17 protein-coding genes are annotated in these 18,194 nt (G+C 64.5%); 13 read left to right on the top strand and 4 right to left on the bottom strand.

Annotated elements, in window-relative coordinates:
• Nucleotides 1-96 precede the first annotated feature (96 nt).
• The 3 genes from NE850_RS04740 (at nucleotide 97) to NE850_RS04730 (ending at nucleotide 1,930) form a co-directional block, all read left to right on the top strand.
• On the top strand, nucleotides 97-756 hold the full coding sequence (locus NE850_RS04740) for a hypothetical protein (RefSeq protein ID WP_007176823.1): 660 nt from the start codon (nucleotides 97-99) through the stop codon (nucleotides 754-756).
• Nucleotides 757-867: 111 nt separating this feature from the next.
• Nucleotides 868-1,218: a hypothetical protein gene (locus NE850_RS04735; protein ID WP_007176824.1), complete on the top strand. Its 351-nt coding sequence runs from the start codon at nucleotides 868-870 to the stop codon at nucleotides 1,216-1,218.
• Between the two features lie 445 nt (nucleotides 1,219-1,663).
• Nucleotides 1,664-1,930 (top strand): RNA-binding protein, encoded by a 267-nt coding sequence (locus NE850_RS04730; RefSeq protein ID WP_007176826.1) that lies wholly within the window; start codon nucleotides 1,664-1,666, stop codon nucleotides 1,928-1,930.
• Between the two features lie 136 nt (nucleotides 1,931-2,066).
• On the opposite strand, the gene nadE is transcribed toward NE850_RS04730, so the two are convergent.
• Entirely contained in the window at nucleotides 2,067-2,927 is an 861-nt protein-coding gene (gene nadE, locus NE850_RS04725; RefSeq protein ID WP_007176827.1) for an ammonia-dependent NAD(+) synthetase, read from the bottom strand.
• A gap of 435 nt (nucleotides 2,928-3,362) precedes the next feature.
• On the opposite strand from nadE, the gene NE850_RS04720 reads away from it, so the two are divergent.
• Nucleotides 3,363-4,361 (top strand): L,D-transpeptidase, encoded by a 999-nt coding sequence (locus NE850_RS04720; protein ID WP_084747721.1) that lies wholly within the window; start codon nucleotides 3,363-3,365, stop codon nucleotides 4,359-4,361.
• Between the two features lie 30 nt (nucleotides 4,362-4,391).
• Here NE850_RS04720 and NE850_RS04715 read toward each other — a convergent pair whose 3' ends face one another.
• Both NE850_RS04715 and NE850_RS04710 read right to left on the bottom strand, forming a co-directional pair.
• A complete protein-coding gene (locus NE850_RS04715) occupies nucleotides 4,392-5,267 on the bottom strand; it encodes a DMT family transporter (RefSeq protein ID WP_007176829.1) in 876 nt (291 codons plus the stop codon).
• A gap of 155 nt (nucleotides 5,268-5,422) precedes the next feature.
• Nucleotides 5,423-6,982, bottom strand: coding sequence for an AarF/UbiB family protein (locus NE850_RS04710; protein WP_310698492.1), 1,560 nt, complete (start codon nucleotides 6,980-6,982; stop codon nucleotides 5,423-5,425).
• A 185-nt stretch (nucleotides 6,983-7,167) separates the two neighbouring features.
• Between NE850_RS04710 and NE850_RS04705 the strand changes: the two genes are divergently transcribed.
• The gene (locus NE850_RS04705) at nucleotides 7,168-7,923 is read left to right on the top strand and encodes a DeoR/GlpR family DNA-binding transcription regulator (protein ID WP_007176831.1); all 756 of its coding nucleotides are present in this window, start codon (nucleotides 7,168-7,170) and stop codon (nucleotides 7,921-7,923) included.
• An 18-nt stretch (nucleotides 7,924-7,941) separates the two neighbouring features.
• On the opposite strand, the gene NE850_RS04700 is transcribed toward NE850_RS04705, so the two are convergent.
• Nucleotides 7,942-9,072 (bottom strand): 2-aminoethylphosphonate--pyruvate transaminase, encoded by a 1,131-nt coding sequence (locus NE850_RS04700; protein WP_405044799.1) that lies wholly within the window; start codon nucleotides 9,070-9,072, stop codon nucleotides 7,942-7,944.
• Nucleotides 9,073-9,417: 345 nt separating this feature from the next.
• Here NE850_RS04700 and phnS point away from each other — a divergent pair, with 345 nt between their 5' ends.
• The 8 genes from phnS to NE850_RS04660 all read left to right on the top strand — a co-directional run bounded on the left by phnS (nucleotide 9,418) and on the right by NE850_RS04660 (nucleotide 17,674).
• Nucleotides 9,418-10,509 carry a 2-aminoethylphosphonate ABC transporter substrate-binding protein gene (phnS, locus tag NE850_RS04695; RefSeq protein ID WP_007176833.1) on the top strand — a complete coding sequence of 364 codons (1,092 nt, stop codon included), beginning with the start codon at nucleotides 9,418-9,420 and terminating at the stop codon, nucleotides 10,507-10,509.
• Nucleotides 10,510-10,634: 125 nt separating this feature from the next.
• Nucleotides 10,635-11,735: a 2-aminoethylphosphonate ABC transport system ATP-binding subunit PhnT gene (gene phnT / locus NE850_RS04690; RefSeq protein WP_007176834.1), complete on the top strand. Its 1,101-nt coding sequence runs from the start codon at nucleotides 10,635-10,637 to the stop codon at nucleotides 11,733-11,735.
• Nucleotides 11,713-12,657, top strand: coding sequence for a 2-aminoethylphosphonate ABC transporter permease subunit (locus tag NE850_RS04685; RefSeq protein WP_007176835.1), 945 nt, complete (start codon nucleotides 11,713-11,715; stop codon nucleotides 12,655-12,657). The genes phnT and NE850_RS04685 overlap by 23 nt, the downstream gene beginning before the upstream one ends.
• Entirely contained in the window at nucleotides 12,647-13,510 is an 864-nt protein-coding gene (gene phnV / locus NE850_RS04680) for a 2-aminoethylphosphonate ABC transport system, membrane component PhnV (protein ID WP_007176836.1), read from the top strand. The genes NE850_RS04685 and phnV overlap by 11 nt, the downstream gene beginning before the upstream one ends.
• A gap of 76 nt (nucleotides 13,511-13,586) precedes the next feature.
• Nucleotides 13,587-14,321 (top strand): phosphonate utilization associated transcriptional regulator, encoded by a 735-nt coding sequence (locus NE850_RS04675; RefSeq protein ID WP_035517128.1) that lies wholly within the window; start codon nucleotides 13,587-13,589, stop codon nucleotides 14,319-14,321.
• 56 nt (nucleotides 14,322-14,377) lie between these two features.
• The gene (gene phnA, locus NE850_RS04670; protein ID WP_165188137.1) at nucleotides 14,378-15,661 is read left to right on the top strand and encodes a phosphonoacetate hydrolase; all 1,284 of its coding nucleotides are present in this window, start codon (nucleotides 14,378-14,380) and stop codon (nucleotides 15,659-15,661) included.
• Nucleotides 15,658-17,109 carry a phosphonoacetaldehyde dehydrogenase gene (gene phnY, locus NE850_RS04665; protein ID WP_165188139.1) on the top strand — a complete coding sequence of 484 codons (1,452 nt, stop codon included), beginning with the start codon at nucleotides 15,658-15,660 and terminating at the stop codon, nucleotides 17,107-17,109. Before phnA ends, phnY begins: the two co-directional genes overlap by 4 nt.
• Nucleotides 17,110-17,113: 4 nt before the next feature.
• Entirely contained in the window at nucleotides 17,114-17,674 is a 561-nt protein-coding gene (locus NE850_RS04660) for a phosphonate degradation HD-domain oxygenase (protein WP_007176840.1), read from the top strand.
• The last annotated feature ends 520 nt before the right edge of the window (nucleotides 17,675-18,194 follow it).

The following is an 18,194-nucleotide window of genomic DNA, read 5'->3' as shown; positions in this document are numbered from 1 at the left end:
GCGGAAATGGCCTGCTGTTGTTACTTATTCATATTGAATGTGTTTTAATTGGTCTGCGAATTGAACTATTGCGTGCCGCTCCCGGTGCGCCGACGAATGAACGCAGGCATTGCAGACAGGCGTCGCACTCACCACTTCCGCGACCCGACCGGCAGTACATATGAAACGGCTCCGCCGGCGCCCATCCGTCGGCGCGGCGTGGCGCGTCCTCTGCGCGGCGCGCGCATTGCGCTCGGACTCGCACTCGGCTCTGCGGCATTGCTTGCGCTGTGCATGGGCGAAGCCCGCGCGCAAGATGCCGGGATGCTCGACGAACGTGTCACACAGCAATCGGTGGGCGAGACGATTTGCCGCCCCGGCTATGCCGACACGGTTGCGCCGCCGTTCGACGAACTGATGGCGCGCAAAGACCGCCTGCTTGCCGCGCGCGGCATCGACGCGGACAACGGCGTGGCCTTTGCGCTCGACCGGCGTGTGCCGATCGTGCTCGGCGGCTCGCCGGACGCACCTTCGAATCTCGATCTCCTGCCGTGGGCGGGCCAGCAGGGCGAGCGCCGCAAGGCGCGCGCGGCGGTCATGCTCAAGCGCTGCGTTTGCGAAGGCAAATTGAGCCTCGCCGAAGCGCAGGCCGCGATTGTCGGCAACTGGTCGGTGGTTTACTCGGGTTTCAGTCAGACGTCTTGCGACATCAGCCGGCTCGACGTCGCCACCGGCGGCGACAATGGCCGCAGCGGCGGACACGACAATCCGCCATGAGGATGGGCGCGGCCGGTTAGGGCGGCCGGTTCGCCCGGGTCGCACGCTTTCGTTCATTCGCACGGCTTGCGGTTGCAAGCCGTGGCCCCATTCCGTTTTCGGAGAATCATCATGATCCATTCACGTCTTGCCGTCATGGCGCTTTCTTTGGGCTGTCTGTTCGGCAGCACCGCCGTGTTCGCCGCGGAGCCGGTGCGCTGCGGCGAGGCCGACACGCTGCACATTCGCGGCGACGTGCCGGCGGCAATCAGCTTTGACGTGTATCGTCAGCTGCGACCGTTGAGCGCGCAACGTATCGCGCTGTTCCAGTCGGCCGGCGAGGTGAAACGCCTGCCTGACGGTCTCGCAGTATGCGAAGTAGCCGACGACGGCGTCGACGATCCGTCCGCGGTGCTGGTTCAGTTGCCGCAGGGCAAGAACGCGTGGTGGGTGAGTTCGGCCAATGTGCAAGCGGCGGACTGATCACGACGATCAGCCCGCCTTTTGCGCACGTTCCCCGTAGGATGCCGCAGCAAAGCGTGAGCGCGGCCCGGTTTTTGCGCTCAGCGTTTACCACGTTCGGCGCGTTTGCCGGGCCAGTACCGGAAAATGAACAGCTGTATTGCTATTTTTGACGCCGCTTATTCAGGTACAGTGCATTAATGGCGGTTTTAGATCTGAGTTTGACGCCGCCGTCTCACATCGCTTTTGCTGCCGATTGTGGCTATCCTGAAAACAGGACGAAATTCGCAGGGGAGAATTAAATGGTTGCCTTCTATTTGTCATTGGCCGCCTTGGGTGCCGCCGGCACCGCATTGATCCGCCAACTCGCCGCCGCGCAGGCAAAACAGCGTGCCGCATTGCGCCCGGTGCGGGTGCAGGCCGCTGATCGCGGCACAGGGCGCAGCGCGCGCCGAGGGTAGGCTGCATGAACCTGATCGTTCGCAACATCGCGGAGTCGTGCAGCGAGCAGGAAGTGCGGGAGTTCCTCAAGCACGAACTCGGGCATTACGCGAAAAACATCGAGGTGGTCGACGCCGGCAAGCCGGGCGCCTACGCCACGGTCGAACTGGACGCCGAAGTGCCCTACGTGGGCGAAGTGATCGCGCGGCAGATTCACGGCAAGCAGTTGGGCGGCCTGACGCTGGAGGCCAGCGCCGACCTGTTCACCGACGAACCGCCAGCGTCTCACTGAAGAGGCGCGGTCGCGCGTACCCAAATGTGGCGCGCGACGAGCGCGCCTCGGCGGCCGCATTGCAGACGCGCCAACGCGCTCGTAAGGCAACGTCGCCGGCATATTGGCGTATCGCCTGCAACCCCCATCGCTTTTTTCAATCTTCGCTTGCCTGCACCGGCCAATCGAACGGCGTGTACGGCAACGCCCGCTTGTGACGCGTGACGTCGTAATAGCGCAAGATAGTCGCGCGCGCCGCATCGCTCACGGGTTTGCCCTCCAGAAAGTCATCGATAGCATCGTACGGAATGCCGTAAGCATCCTCGTCGGGCCGTTGCGGACGCAACATTTCGAGGTCGGCTGTCGGAACCTTGTGCGCCAGCTCTTCCGGTGCGCCGAGCGCCTTGGCCACCGCGCGCACGCGACGCTTGTTGAGTCCGGCGAGCGGCAGCACATCGGCACCGCCGTCGCCGAACTTCGTGAAGAAGCCCATCACCGACTCGGCCGCGTGATCCGTGCCGATCACCACGCCGGCCCGCGCACTGGCCACCGCGTATTGCGCGATCATGCGCTGGCGCGCCTTGATATTGCCGTGCACGAAATCCTGTTGCGATTCGTCGTTGAATAGCACGCCGCTCTTATCCAGCGCGGCGAGCATGGCATCGGCCGCGGGTTTGATGTCGATGGCGAGATTGTGGTCCGCGCGAATAAAGCGCAATGCCTGTTGCGCGTCGGCTTCGTCTTTCTGTTCACCGTAAGGCAGACGTATTGCGATGAATTGCGCTTCGTAATGTTCGGCACGCAACCGCTCGACCGCGAGTTGCGCAAGCCGGCCGGCAGTGGTCGAATCCACGCCGCCGCTAATCCCGAGCACATACGTTTTCAGGCCGTTGCTGCGCAGGTAATTCGCGAGAAAAGCAAGCCGGCGCTCGATTTCATATTCCGCGTCGAACGTGGGGCCGATATGCATTTCTTCAGAGATGCGCGCCTGGCATGCGACTGGATCGTGTGGCGTCATGATTCTCTTTGCTCCTTGCGCGCTCGCGCACAGGTCGAACGGTTAAACGTTGCGCGCGCAACAGCCGGATCAGGCGAAGCAGCGCGCTGCTTGTGATGAGGCAGTTCCTGTTTATGCGCCGTGACACATCCGTTCTTCGCGGTTTATCGCTGCTAATCGGCTTTAATTTGCCTTTGCGGCGCTTTTAATTCGCTGCTTTGTCCGGCAAATATGCCCGATTATTACGGCTATATGGCTGAGTCGTCGAATCTTTATCGACAGATCGCAATGTGCTTAGTAACATCCTCGTTCCGAGAGCGCCGCATAAGCCGGCGAGCAGACAATAATAATCAGGTTTTGCTCAACTACGCGATGAACTACCCCAACTGGCCTGGCCAGCCTGCACTGGACCGTGTGAGCTTCGCGTCGGTGGATCATGCGCGCGATGTTTCGTGTATGTCGTATCGACCTTCTGTGCGGAGCAGCGCGCGCGCATTGCCTTCTTTCCGCCGTCTGGCGGGGGCGTTACGGTTTGCATTGGGCGCCGTTTTTTGTGCGTTGTCCTGCGGCGTGGCGATCGCAGCCTCGGCACCCGTTGCAGCCTCGGCGCCGGGCGCGGCGAGTCGTCCGTCGGCGCTCGTTAATGCGTCCGCTGTCGCCGCGCCCGATGCCGCCGGCGTGGTCGACCCGCGTCGCGCGTTCATGCTGCGGGACGTGTTCGCGCAGAGCGTCACACGCAAGCTGAAAGTGCCGGCGGCGGATCAGCGAGCCTATGCCGACCGGTTGCAAGCTGCGCTCGGCGCGCACATGCTGGGCGACCTGTCGGGCGAGTATGTGGTGCTGGTCGATCGCAACGCCAACGTGCAGGCGCTCTTCATCTACTTTCGCGCCACGCCGGCCGACACCTGGCAGATGATCGGCGCGTCGCCGGTTTCGACTGGACGGCCGGGCGAGTACGACCACTTCGTCACGCCGCTCGGTGTGTTCGAGCATACCCCCGCCAACATGGATTTCCGCTCGGAAGGCACGCAGAACGAAAACCATATTCGCGGCTACGGCAAGCGCGACATGCGGATCTTCGACCTCGGCTGGGCGCAGGGCGAGCGCGGCTGGGGCAAAGGCGGTATGTCGCAGATGCGCTTCCAGATGCATGCCACCGACCCCGACCGGCTCGAACCGCTGCTCGGCATCCGTCATTCGAAGGGCTGCGTGCGGATTCCCGCATCGCTCAATACGTTTCTCGATCACTACGGCATTCTCGACGCCGAATATGCGGCGCTCGTCGAATCCGGTAAATCGCTGTGGGTGTTGAAGAGCGATCGCCAGGTGACGCCGTGGGCCGGGCGTTACATCGTCGTGGTGGATTCGGAGCGCAAGAGCCGCCCCGCGTGGGCGCCCGCGCCCGGCAGCAAGGCGCGCGCGAATGTGCCGGCCGGCGCGGACACGGCGGACTGATTCCGGCGGACTGATTCGCGGCCGCGCGATTCAGCGTGAGCGCGTCAGCAATACGCCGATCAGCGCTACGGCAAAGCCGGCGATCTGCACCGGCAGCAGCGTCTCGCCGAAGCCCGCATAACCTTCGAGCGCGGCGAGCGGCGGAGCGAGAAACATCAACGCGGTCGCACGCGCCGCGTCGCCGCGTCTGACCATCCACACGAGCAACGTGACGCTGATGCCGGAGAGCATCACGATCCCCCACGCGAGCGACGCCCACAACGTAGGCGACGCAATCCAGCGGTGCTCGCCGAGCGCCAGCACGAACACGCCCGCGACGAGCGCCGCGCCGAAGTTCTGCACCGCGCTCGCGCTGCGAATGTCGGCCCTGGCAAGCGAAGTTTTCTGAAACAGCGTGCCCGCTGTAATCGCGCCGACCGCGGCGATGGAGATCAGCACGACCAGCCAGCCGGGCGCGTTGCCGTGCGGTGTCGGTGCCGCGCTCGACGCCAGCTTCGGTTCGAGCACGAGCACGACGCCGGAGAGACCGAGCGCCATGCCGGTCCAGCCGCGCCGCGACAGCCTTTCGCCGAAGAGCGGCGCCGCGACGGCGGCCGTCGCCAGCGGTTGAAGCGCGCCGAGCAGCGCCATCACGCCCGCGCTCTGGCCTTGGGCGACGGCCCAGTAGCCGGCGCCGAGATACACGCCTTGCAACAGCGCGCCCGCCAGCAGATGTTTGCCGATGTCGCGGCCGCCCGGCCAGGCGGCGCGTGCAGCCAGCGCGGCCAGCGCGAAGATCAGCGCCGCGCCGCCGAAGCGCGCGAGCAGGAAGAGATTGGGATCAGCGTAAGGCGTGATCGCGCGGGCGACCACGAAACCGGTCGACCACGACACGACGAAGACGGCGGCGATGAAAGAAGCGAGCATCGGGAAAAATGGCTGGTGCGAAAAGGTGCGAAAAGGTGTGAAAAGCGGTGTGCAAAGCCGCCATCTTGTCGGAACGGTGCCATGCGCGTCTTGTTCGAAGCTGCAACCGGCGAGGCGGATCGGTGCGGGGTGGCTCGAACGGCGCGATACCGCCGTCACCATATCAGCAGCACAGTCCCTGCGCCGAGCGCGCCGCCGCACACCGCGCACGCCCACAGCAGCACGCGCGTGCGCCGGTACTCCCGGCCGATTTCCGCCACGAGCCGCGCATTCTGCTGCGGCGTGCGCGCGCGATCATGCTCATGCTGCAGATAGCGCACCGCGAGTTGCGGCATGCGCGGCAGCATATGCGCGAGGTGCGGCAACTCGTGGGTAATCCGCTTGATCCAGCCGCGGTGATCGATGTCGCGCCGTGCGATATCCGCCAGCACGCCGCGCGTGATATTCCACGTATCGACGCCGGGATGCAGCGCGCGCGCTAGCATTTCGGCTTGCTGAAACGAGCGCTGCGCGGTCGCGAGCCGCGCGGGCACCGCGCCTTCGAACGGCTGCACCGCGTGCAGCAGGTGATGAAACAGCGGACCCGCCGAACGGTTTGCCGGCTCGGCGGCGAAATGCGCTTCGGCGCGCGTGCGCAACTCGGCTTCGAGCATCTCGGCGCGCGTATCCTGCGGCACGTGCCCGGCATCGCGATGCATGTCGGCGAGCCGCGCGTAGTCCTGGTCGAACAGCGCGCTCGCGCCGTGCACGAAGAACTCGCGTTCGTCCGTCGAGAGGCTCGACATGATCGAAAATTCCGCCAGGACGAGCCGCCCCAGCGTGTCCGGTTCGACGCTCACCCGCACGCGGCGCGCGTCGAGCGTAGCGTGAAAGAAGCCATGCTCGAACGCCTGCTCGGCGACCACTTCGACGATATGCGCGGCGAGCGGCGCGAGTTTGATGTGATGCGCATGCAGACCGGTCAGGTCGCTCGCCGGCAAGGTGCTGACGCGTTGCATCGTCAGCGTGTGGCTGGTGCAGAGATCCCAGATCACGTCCGGCACGACGATGCGCGCGTCGCCGTCGAAATGATGGCCGGTCTGGCTCAGATTGGCCGCTTCGGCTCGCAGATCGAAGCGGCGCAGGATGTCGTCCGTGAAGCTCTGCGCCTGCGCACGCAGGTGCAGGCGGCGCGCGGTGCCGGAAAGGTTCTCCAGCCAGCGCGCGACCCAGCGCAGCAGCGCGAGTTCGTCGCCGATCTGCTGCAACTGGTCGGCGCGCACCAGCTTGATCGCCACTTCGTAGTGGCCGTTCACCGGCGCCACCAGCCGTGCAAGATGCGTCTGTTCGGCGAAGCCGCCACGCACCGGCACCAGATCCACGGCGCTGAACAGCGTGGCGAGCGGCCTGCCGAACGCGCGCGCGAGCGCCTGTTCGGACTCGTGCGGCGGCAGCGGCGCTTCCATGTGATCGATTGCGTCGATCGCGTCGTGCAGGGTGCCGCTCGCGAGTTCGGGCCGTTCGGCCAGGGTTTGCGCGAATCGTCCCGCCAGCGGCCCGAGTGCCGGCAGCACGCGGCTCAGGCTCTGGCCGCTGCGCCCCGCCGCGTGCAGGCGGCCGGCCAGCTCGATTGTCCAGTGCAGTTTGTGATCTGCCGGCGCGGCAAGCCAGACGAGGCGCGCCCCGTAACGCAGCGCGTGGAACAGCAGCAGTAGACGGCGAAACAGTGGCGGCATTGGTAGTTCGGTTTGCCGGCCGCGTGGCGTCCACAGCTATCGAGGGACATTCGCGCGCGGCCTGGGCGTTCAGGTTAGCAGGTAAGCGCGCCGGGAGGAGCATCGGCGCGCGACGCGTAATACAATACGCCGGCCTTCTCCAACCGTGGCGAAACCCAAGCGTGCCGGCTTCCGGCCTTTCATCGATGCTCGCAGAACAACGTCACCAATACATCCTGGCGCAAGTCGCCAAAACCGGCGCGCTCTCGGTCGCGGAGCTGGTGCGCGAACTGAACGTGTCGCGCGAGACCATTCGCCGTGACCTGAACGCGCTGGCCGGGCGCGGCCTGCTGGTCACCACTCACGGCGGCGCGCTGTCGAGCGACCGGCGCGAGCCCGACCTCGATACCCGTGAAGCCGCGAATGCCGGTGCGAAGCGCGCCATCGGCGAGCGCGCGGCGGAGTTCGTGCCGGACGGCGCGTCGCTGATCATCGATTCGGGCAGTACCACGCAAGCGGTGGCGCGGGCGTTGCTCGACCGGCATCGTTTGGCCGTGTACACGAACGACTGGCGGATCGCGCTGCTGCTAGGCCGCCGCAACGACAACCGCGTCACGCTGCTGGGCGGCGAGCTGTCGGATATCGAAGACGCCACCTTCGGGCTCGATACCGTCCATCAACTGACGCAGTACCACGCGGATTTTGCCTTCATCGGCGCGGGCGGGATCTCGCCGGACGGCTATCTGACCGACTACAGCCGCATGGCCGCCGAGGTGCGCAGCCGCATGATCGCCGCTGCCGACATGGTGGTGGTCGTCGCCGATCATTCGAAGTTCGGCCGCGTGACGCCGGTGCGCATCAACGGTATCGAGTCGGCGCGTTATCTGGTGACCGAGCTGGCGCCGGAGCGCGCTCTCGGCAAGGCGATCACGGCGCATGGTCCGGAAATCCTGATCGCCTGAGCGCCGCGGCTGTTCCCTCTACTTCACCCGGATGCCGAGCCGTTCGAGCGCGCGGCCGATCGCGGCCACCGCGTTGAGCAGTTCGTTCGCGTCGATCGCGCCGATGCAACCCACGCGGAACGTTTCCACTTGAGTGAGCTTGCCCGGATACAGCACGTAACCGGCCTCGCGGACTGCCGCGTAGAAGGCCGCGAAATGCCACGCGGGGTCGCGCGGCGCGTGGAAGGTGACGATCACGGGCGCCTGCACTTCGGGCTTCAGAAACGGCTCGAAACCGAGCGCTTTCATGGCGCCGACCAGCGCCGCGCAGTTGCGCGCGTAACGCGCACCGCGCGCCAGCTGGCCGCCCTCGGCGCCGAACTGGTTGAGCGCCTCGCGCAACGCAGCCACCACGTGAGTTGGCGGCGTGAAGCGCCACTGCGTCGTCTTCTGCATGTAGACGTATTGGTCGTGCAGATCCAGCACGAGCGAAGGCGAACGGCCTTCGCTGTCCTCCAGCACGCTGCGCCGCACAATCACGAATCCCATGCCCGGCACGCCTTCGAGACACTTGCCGCTCGCCGAGATCAACGCGTCGATGCCGCCGCGCCGCAGGTCGATAGGCAACGCGCCGAACGAACTCATCGCATCCACGATCAGGCTTTTGCCGTGCCGCTGACATACCGCGGCGATATCGTCGAGCGGATTGAGCAGGCCGGCGCTCGTTTCCAGATGCACTTGCGCGACGTGGCTGATGCGCGAGTCGCGGTTGAAGGCGTCTTCAATGGCGGCGGCGCTGACCGGTTCGTCCTCGCGCAGCGCCAATTCGATATAAGCGATGCCCATCCGCTGCAATATTCCGATCAGCCGGGCACAATACGCGCCGTTGTTCGGAACCAGCACGCAGCCCTGGCGCGGCACCAGCGTGCCGAGGGCCGCTTCGACCGCGAAGGTTCCGCTGCCTTGAAGCGGGACGCATACATAGTTGTTTTCCCCATGTACGATCTTCAGGAGGTCGGCGCATACGCTGTGGGTCATGCGGTTGAACGCGGCATCCCACGAACCCCAGTCGCGCAGCATTGCTTCGCGCGTCCGCGAGGAAGTGGTGAGCGGGCCTGGGGTCAACAGGATCGGGTCGTTTCCAAGGATCACACAAGCCTCCGTCATCATCCGAAACAGGCGCCGCCCGGACCGGGCGACGAAAAGATTCATTTGGATATTATTGGCGAATTGTGTCATTTTTTGGAATTCAGCAGAATCGTCATGGCGTTGTCATGCAAACCTGTGATCCTTGCCGTGCCCTTTCAGGCATGGCTGGCAGCGCGAGTGTCGTAGGTGGGCTGTAAGTCGGGCTGGAAAGGTGGGAACAAAGTTGTTGGCAATCTGCAATCCGCATGAATCTGCACACAGCTTGATGCGGGCAACACGTAAGCGGCGCGGCGCTACCGCCGTTCAATCACAACAGGTATCGGGATATCCCGACCGTCTGGTTTTTTGCCTTTCGGAGAAAGCGACATGACAAAGACGAATTCCCTTCACGCCAAGGCGGGTCTCGCACGCAAGCTGCTGCCGGCGCTGGTCGCCGCAGCGGCATTCGGCGCCACGGCAATGCAGGCGCACGCGGCCGACGCCGTGGTGCTGTACACCGCCGACGGCCTCGAAAACCTTTATAAGGACGTGCTGCCGGCCTTCGAAAAGAAGGAAGGCGTGAAGGTCAACATCGTCACGGCGGGTAGCGGCGAAGTGGTGAACCGCGCCACCATCGAAAAGGATCAGCCGAAGGCCGACGTGCTCGTCACGCTGCCGCCGTTCATCCAGCAAGCCGACCAGAGCGGCCTGCTGCAGGCTTATCAGAGCGCCAACTACAAGAACGTGCCGGCGATTGCCAAAGCGTCGAACGGGGCATGGGCGACTTTCGTGAACAACTACTTCTCGTTCGCGATCAACCCGGAAGTCACCAAGACCCAGCCGAAGACCTTCGCGGATCTGCTGCATCCGGACTTCAGCGGCAAGATCGCCTACTCGAACCCGGCCACGGCGGGCGACGGCATGGCGGTGATCATCCTGACCTCGTCGCTGATGGGCGAAGACAAGGCGTTCGACTATCTGAAGAAGCTCGAAAGCAGCGCCAAGTTCCACACCAAGGGCACGGGCTATCTCGACGTGCTGCTTTCGCGTAACGAAATCGCGGTCGCCAACGGCGATCTGCAAATGGATCTGGACGACGCCGCCAACGGCGGCCTGTCGCTCAAGCCGGTGTTCCTCGCGGCCGCGCCCGGCGGCCAGCCGACCACGTTCCAGTTGCCGTACGCGATCGGCCTGATCAAGAACGGTCCGAACCAGGCGGAAGGCAAGAAGCTGATCGACTACCTGATGTCGACGGAAGTGCAGGCCAAGGTGCCGGACATCTTCGGTATTCCGGGCCGTACCGACGTGCCGCTCGCCGGCAAGAACGGTGAAGCCGTCAAGCAGGCCATCGCCGGCGTGAAGCTGATTCCGGTGGACTGGAATCAGGTGATGGCGAAGAAGGCCGACTGGACCGCGCGCTGGAAGAACGACGTGATCGGTTCATCGGGCAAGCAGATCGAAGTGGTCAAGCCGAAGTAAGCGGTTGTTCGTAGCGTCATCGGCGTCACCCGGTCACGTAACCGGGTGACGTCACAGAATCAGGCGGCGCTCGCGGGAATCCCGAGGCGCTGCATCTGTATTAATCCAGTTGGAGGATGAACCCGGTGAATACCGCCAGTCTTGCTCAACCAGGCGCGCTCGGCGCCGCCCCGGACGCGCTCGATGCCGCGAGTTCGACTACGCCGGGCGGCGTGCAGATCGACCATCTGACCGTGCGTTTCGGTTCGCGCACGGTGCTCGACGATCTGTCGCTGACCATCCAGCGCGGCGAACTGCTTACCGTGCTCGGCCGCAGCGGTTGCGGCAAGACCACCCTGTTGCGCTTCATCGCCGGGTTTATCGAGGCGGACGGCCTGTCCGGCACGCTGACCGTGGCCGGTCACGATCTCACCCACGTGCCGCCGCACAAGCGCAATCTCGGCCTGCTGTTCCAGAGTTATGCGCTGTTCCCGCATCTGTCGGTGTTCGAGAACGTGGCCTTCGGCTTGCGCGCGCGCCGCACGCCGTCCAAAGATATCGCCCGGCGTGTGGCCGATGCATTGAAGCTGGTGCAACTGGGCGAGGCCGGTCACGTGATGCCCGCGCAGCTGTCGGGCGGCATGCAGCAGCGCGTGGCGCTCGCTCGCGCGCTCGTGATCGAGCCCGACGTACTGCTGCTCGACGAACCGCTTTCCGCACTCGACGCCAATCTGCGCGCGTCGGTGCGTTCCGAGCTGAAGGCGCTGCATGAGCGTCTGCCGAATCTGACGATTGTCTGCGTGACGCACGATCAGGACGACGCCCTGGTGCTATCCGACCGCACGCTGCTGATGCGCGAAGGCCGCATCGCGCAACTCGGCACGCCGCAGCAGTTGTACGACACGCCCGCCGACGGTTTTGTCGCGCGTTATCTGGGCGCGGCCAATCTGCTGCCGCCGCAGGTGGCGTTCAGCATGAGCGACGTACGCCACAACGAGCGCGAACGCGTGGCCTGCCTGCGTCCTGAGGCGCTGCGTATCGTGCCGCTCGGCGAAGGGCACTTGCACGGCGCGATCGCCTCGGTCGAATGGTATGGCGCGGTGTTGTCGGTTTCCGTCGTACTGGACGCGATGCCCAACGAGCCGGTGCTCGTCACCATGCAGCGCGGCCACGGCATGATGCCGGAGAAGGGCGCGCGTGTTTCCCTGCGTTACGAGGCTGACGATGTCGTCCTTATCAACCCCTGATACGCCGAACCCGCTCGGCACAGCCGCCGCCGACGCGCGCCGCAGCGCCAGCGCCGCCTCACATACGGCCGCGGTGAAGCGCCGCGAACGCGCTGCGCAATGGCACCTGCTGTTCATCGCCGTGGTGGTGCTCGGGCCGCTGGTCATCTATCCGCTCGTGCGTCTGGTGCTGCTCAGTCTGACCGGCCCGCATGGCTTGAGCCTGCAGGCTTATTCGGCGTTCTTCAGCAATCCCGAAACGAGTGGCGTGATCGGCACCACGCTGTGGATCCTGTTCGCCAGTGCCGGGCTCGCGTCGCTGCTCGGCGTCGCGCTCGCGTCGATGCTGTTCTTCAAGCCGTTCCCCGGCGCGCGCATGATCACGCGCTTTCTCGAACTGTTCGTCGCGTTCCCGTCGTTTCTGGTCGCCTTCACGCTGATCTTTCTGTACGGCTCGCAGGGTTCGGTCAGCATCGGCTTGCAGCGGCTCTTTCATCTGCAGGCGCCGCCGCTCGATTTCCTGTTCGGCGTAGGCGGCGTGATTCTCGCGGAGGTGGTGTTCTACGCGCCGTTCGTAGTGCGTCCCACGCTGGCTTCGTTCGCCACGCTCGATATGCGTCTGATCGAAGCCGCCCGCAGCCTCGGCGCGAGCGGCTGGATGGTCGCGGCCAGGGTGATCCTGCCGCTCGCGTGGCCGGGCATCGCCGCCGGCACCATCCTGTGCTTTCTGCTGACGCTCAACGAGTTCGGCATTCTGCTCGTGCTCGGCAGCGCGCATCTGATCACGCTGCCGGTGGCGATCTACAGCTCCGCCACCGTCGATCTCGATCTGCCGACCGCCGCCGCCGGCGCGGTCGTGATGCTGATCATGTCTTTGTCGCTGTATGCGTTGTACCGCCAGGTCAACCGTCGCAAGGTAAAAGGAGCGGGTCATGGCCGTTGAACTCGATCCGACCGTCTTGCCGGTCATGCATAAGAAAGCGCGACCGGTGCGCCGCAGTCTGCCGGTACGCATGCTCGGCGGCCTGTTTCTCGGTTTTGCCGCGCTGTTGTGCTTCTGGCTGTTCGTGTTGCCGGTGCTGGTCGTCGCGCTCTCGAGCGTGGCCGCGCACTGGTCCGGCACGATCCTGCCCGACGGCTTCAGCACGCGCTGGTTCGAGCGCCTCGGCTCGAGCGACTTCGACGCGCTCACCACCAGCCTCGAAATCGGCATGGGCGTCGCCGTGCTCGGCACGATTCTCGGCCTGTGGCTCGCGCTGGCGCTCGAAGGGCGCGACCGCCGCGGCCTCGGCGCCTTCGTCGACACCATTGCGATGATGCCCAACGGCGTGCCGAGCGTGGTGCTCGGGCTCGCGGTGCTGATCGCGTATCACAAGCGTCCGCTCGATCTGTCGAGCTCCGCGGCGATCGTCGTGTTCGTGCAGCTCGCGCTCGTGTTGCCGTTCTGCTACCGGTGCGCCGCCGCCGCGTTGCGCCCGGAGCTCACGATTCTGCGCGAAGCGGCGGCGAGTCTCGGCGCGCCGCCTTCGATGGTGTTGCGCCGCGTCGTGCTGCCGCAACTGGTGCCGGCGATCCGCGCGAGTCTCGCGCTGGGGTTCGCGCTCTCGCTCGGCGAACTCGGCGCCACGCTGACCGTGTATCCGCCGGGCTTCGCGACGGTGCCGATCGTGGTCGTCGGTCAGGTGGAACGCGGCTATTACCTGCCGGCTTCCGCGCTGTCGCTGATTCTTCTGCTGGTCTCGCTGGCTGCGCTGCTGCTGATCGCGGCGCGCGTGCCGCGCCGTCGGGCGGACTGACGAGCAACTTCTGATGCATGTGCAGGCGTGCCATGACGGCGCGTCTACACATATCGATGTGGCAAAATTTGTCAAAATGACCGAATATATGCAAACTGCTTCTGTCGATCCGATTGAGGTTGTGCGCAGGCATTCGCTGACGACGCTGGTTCGCGACGAAATCGAACGGCACATCATCGAGGGGGCGCTCGCGCCCGGCGACAAGCTCAACGAAGCCGACTGGGCCACGCGTCTGCAAGTGTCGCGCGGTCCGGTGCGCGAGGCGTTTCGCGCGCTGGAGCAGGCCGGCCTCGTGCGTACCGAGAAGAATCGCGGCGTATTCGTGCGGACGGTCTCGCTGGCGGAAGCGGACGAGATTTACGCGGTGCGTGCGGTGCTCGAAGAGGCGGCGTGCAGGATGCTGGCGGCGAGTATCGATGCCGGCAAGCTCGCGGTATTGCGCGATTGGCTCGACGCCATGCGCGCGGCGCGCGACGCGCGGGACCACGACGCCTACGCGCGCGCCAACGTGGCGTTTCACGACGCGCTCGTGGCGGCGTCGGGCAATCTGAAGCTGTATGAGACGTACCGCAGGCTGGTGTGCGAGTTGAGCCTGTTTCGACGTGCCGCGCTGGTGGTACATGCCGATGCGATGGAGCGCTCGCTGGCCGAGCATCGCGCGATTCTCACGGCGCTCGCTTCGCGTGACGCCGGGCGTGCCGCGGCGCTGATGCATGCGCATGTGAACGGCGGCTTGCAGCGCGCTCATGCGGCGTGCGAACCGGCCGGGCCGTTGGGCATGGTGCGCATGCCGCCGGCATCGAACGGTTGAGGTAGTGGCAACGGACTGACTACAACACGCGTGCCCGGCACGCATGGAAGGCGACGATGGCAAATACGAGCACGAGCACGAGCGGACGCACGATCGAAGTCAACGGCCGCAGCTACCGGCTACCTTCGCAACCGACAGTCGTGGTGTGCGTCGACGGCTGCGAATTCGACTATCTCGAAGCCGCGGTCGCGGCGGGCGTCGCGCCGTTCATCGGCAAGATGCTCAAGGGCGGCAGCGCCTTCAAGGGCGACTGCGTGATTCCGTCGTTCACCAACCCGAACAATCTCTCGATCGTGTGCGGCGTGCCGCCTTCGGTGCACGGCATCTGCGGCAATTACTTCTGGGATCCGCACGCGAACGGCGGCGAGGGCGCGGAAGTGATGATGAACGATCCCGCCTATTTGCGCGCGGGCACCTTGCTGGCCGCCGCCGCCGAAGCGGGCGCCGCGGTGGCCGTGGTCACGGCGAAAGACAAACTGCGCCGGCTGCTCGGCTGGCAGTTGAAGGGCATCTGCTTCTCGGCGGAAAAAGCCGACAAGGTGAAGCTCGAAGAAAACGGCATTGGCGAAGTACTCGATCTGGTCGGCTTGCCGGTGCCCGATGTGTATAGCGCGGGGTTGTCCGAATTCGTGTTCGCCGCCGGCGTGCGGCTCGCGCAAACCCGCAAGCTCGACCTGATGTATCTGTCGACCACCGATTACATCCAGCACAAATTCGCGCCGGGCACCGAGGGCGCCAACGCGTTCTACGCGATGGTGGACAGCTACCTCGCGAAGCTCGACGCGCTCGGCTGGGTGATCGGCCTGACCGCCGATCACGGCATGAACGCGAAGCACGATCCGCAGACCGGCGAGCCGAATGTGATCTATCTGCAGGACGTGCTGGACGAGTGGCTCGGTGCCGGCCGTGCGCGCGTCATTCTGCCGATCACGGATCCTTACGTGGTGCATCACGGCGCGCTCGGCTCGTTCGCGACGATCTATCTGCCGCGCGACGTCAGCGTCGCGCAGGTGATCGAACGGATCGGCGGCTTGCAGGGGATCGAAACCGTGCTCGATAACAGTGCGGCGTGCGAACGCTTCGAACTGCCGAGCGATCGCGTCGGCGATATCGTCGTGGTCAGCACGAAGCATGTGGTGCTCGGCACACGGCGCGATGAGCATGATCTTTCCGGGTTGACCGTACCGTTGCGCTCGCATGGCGGTGTTTCCGAACAGGAAGTGCCGCTGCTGTTCAACCGGCGTGTCGAAGCGTTGCCGTCCAGCGGCGGCAGCGGCGGCAGGAGACTGCGCAACTTCGATATCTTCGACATCGCCTTGAATCGCGTGTCGGCATCATGAACGCCACGCTGCGGGACCATCCGGCTTTTCGGGCGGAAGCGCTGCGGCTCAAAGGCGAGCGCGTGACGCGCTCGCGCACGCTCGACGTGTTCGATCCGTATACGGGAACGCGCGTGGGCACGGTGCCGTTGGCGAGTGTCGACGACGTGCGTGCTGCGTTCGAGTACGCGGCAGCCTATCAGGCACAGCTCACGCGTTACGAACGCTCGCAGATTCTGGAGCGGGCGGCGGCGCTGATACGCGAGCGGACTGAAGAGGCGTCGGATCTGATTTCGCGCGAGTCGGGCTTGTCGAAGCAGGATTCACGTTACGAGATCGGCCGCGTGGCGGACGTGTTGAAGTTTGCTTCGATCGAGGCAGTGCGTGACGACGGGCAGAGCTTTTCCTGCGATCTGACGCCGCACGGCAAGAAACGCCGTGTGTTTTCGCAGCGCGAGCCGCTGGCGGGTGTGATCGTGGCGATTACGCCGTTCAACCATCCGATGAACCAGGTTGCGCACAAGATCGCGCCGGCTATCGCGACCAATAATCGGGTGGTGCTGAAGCCGTCGGAAAAGGTGCCGCTGTCGGCGCTCTATCTCGCCGATATTCTGTACGAAGCCGGCTTGCCCGCGCCGATGCTGCAGGTGCTGACTGGCGATCCGCGAGAAATCGCCGATGAACTGATCACGCATCCGTTGGCGGAACTCGTCACGTTCACGGGCGGCGTGGCGATCGGCAAATACATTGCGGCGAGAGCGGCGTACCGGCGTGTGGTGCTGGAGTTGGGCGGCAACGATCCGCTGATCGTGCTCGACGACGCCGATCTCGAACGTGCGGCGACGCTTGCCGTGCAGGGCTCCTATAAGAACTCCGGGCAGCGCTGCACCGCGGTCAAGCGGATGCTGGTGCAAAAGAGCGTGGCCGCGGATTTCACCGATCTGGTCGTCGAGAAGACGCGCGCCTGGAGTTTCGGCGACCCGTTCGATGCATCCAGTCAGATGGGCACTGTGATCGATGTTGCCGCGGCGCAGCTTTTCGAAGCGCGCGTGAACGAGGCGGTGGCGAGCGGGGCGCGTCTCCTGACCGGCAATCAGCGCAACGGCGCGTTGTATGCGCCGACGGTGCTGGACGGCGTCGATCCGTCGATGACGCTGGTGCGGGAGGAAACCTTCGGCCCCGTGTCGCCGATCATCACCTTCGACACGCTCGACGACGCCATCCGCATCAGCAACGGCACGGCGTTCGGGTTGTCGTCAGGTGTGTGCACGAACCGGCAGGATGCGATCACGCGTTTCATCAACGAATTGCGCGTGGGGACGGTCAATGTGTGGGAAGTGCCCGGCTACCGGATCGAGTTGACGCCGTTCGGCGGCATCAAGGACTCCGGACTTGGCTATAAGGAAGGTGTTCAGGAAGCCATGAAGAGCTTCACCAATCTGAAGACTTTTTCATTACCGTGGGAGTGATAACGTGGCATTGAGTGTGAAGGACATCCGTTCCCTGTTCGAGCAATACGGCAAGATGGCTTATAGCGGCGAGCCGGTCACGCAACTGGAACATGCACTGCAGAGCGGCTTACTGGCGCAAGAGGCTGGCGCTGACGACGACCTGGTCGCCGCGGCGTTTCTGCACGACCTCGGGCACCTGCTCAATCTGCAGGGTGAGACGCCGACGGAGCGGGGTATCGACGATCTGCATCAGTATTTCGCGCTGCCGTTTCTACGGCCGGTGTTGTCGGACGCGGTGCTGGAGCCGATACGCCTGCACGTCGACGCGAAGCGCTGCCTGTGCGCGATCGACGACACGTATTTCGGCCGGCTTTCCGCCGATTCGGTGAGGAGTCTGGAACTGCAGGGCGGCATTTTCCGCAAGGAGGAAGCGGACGCGTTTCTGCAGAAGCCCTACGCGGAAGATGCATTGCGCCTGCGCAGGTGGGACGATCTCGCCAAAGAAGAGAACCGCGCGACGCCGGATATCGAGCACTATCTGGGCGTTGTCGAGAGGGTGATGCTTAAGCACGCGGCTGCCTGATTGGCTGTCGGTTGGCCTTCGGAGAGATGTTTGGATCAGGCTGTTTCTGTCTGTTTCGCGCTTGCTGATTCTCTGACTTTGTCGCGATCCTCTTGCCGTTTCTGGCGCAATCCATGCAGATCAAAATAACGCTTGCAAGGCGGAGTCTGTCTCGCTAGAATCTCGCTCTTTCGTGCTTCGGACAACGGAGTGCGGGAGGCGGGAGAGCCAGTAGTGGCAAGGCTTTCAGCGAAGTGGGCGGGTTAGGCAAGTTGGAAAAACCTGTTGACGACGTAGCGAAAGTTCTTCATAATCTCGTTTCTCTGCTGCTGATGCAGCGACGCAGAACGAAGCGGTGCCGGGTGGTTGTGAGGTTGGCAATTGCGGTGGTGGCGGTTCGGTGGTGAATGCGTAACCGATCTTTAAAAATTAACAGCCGATAAGTGTGGGCGCTTGATGCGCGATGCGAGGCGGATCCTTCGGGGTCTGCCGAGAAGCGAAAGTATCAAGTCTCACACAGTAATGAAAGGAAGGTTTGACT

It is taken from the genome of Paraburkholderia sp. USG1 (genome assembly GCF_031570135.1).
In the GTDB taxonomy this organism is placed as follows: domain Bacteria; phylum Pseudomonadota; class Gammaproteobacteria; order Burkholderiales; family Burkholderiaceae; genus Paraburkholderia; species Paraburkholderia dioscoreae.
This window is presented reverse-complemented; position numbering and strand designations above follow the sequence as displayed.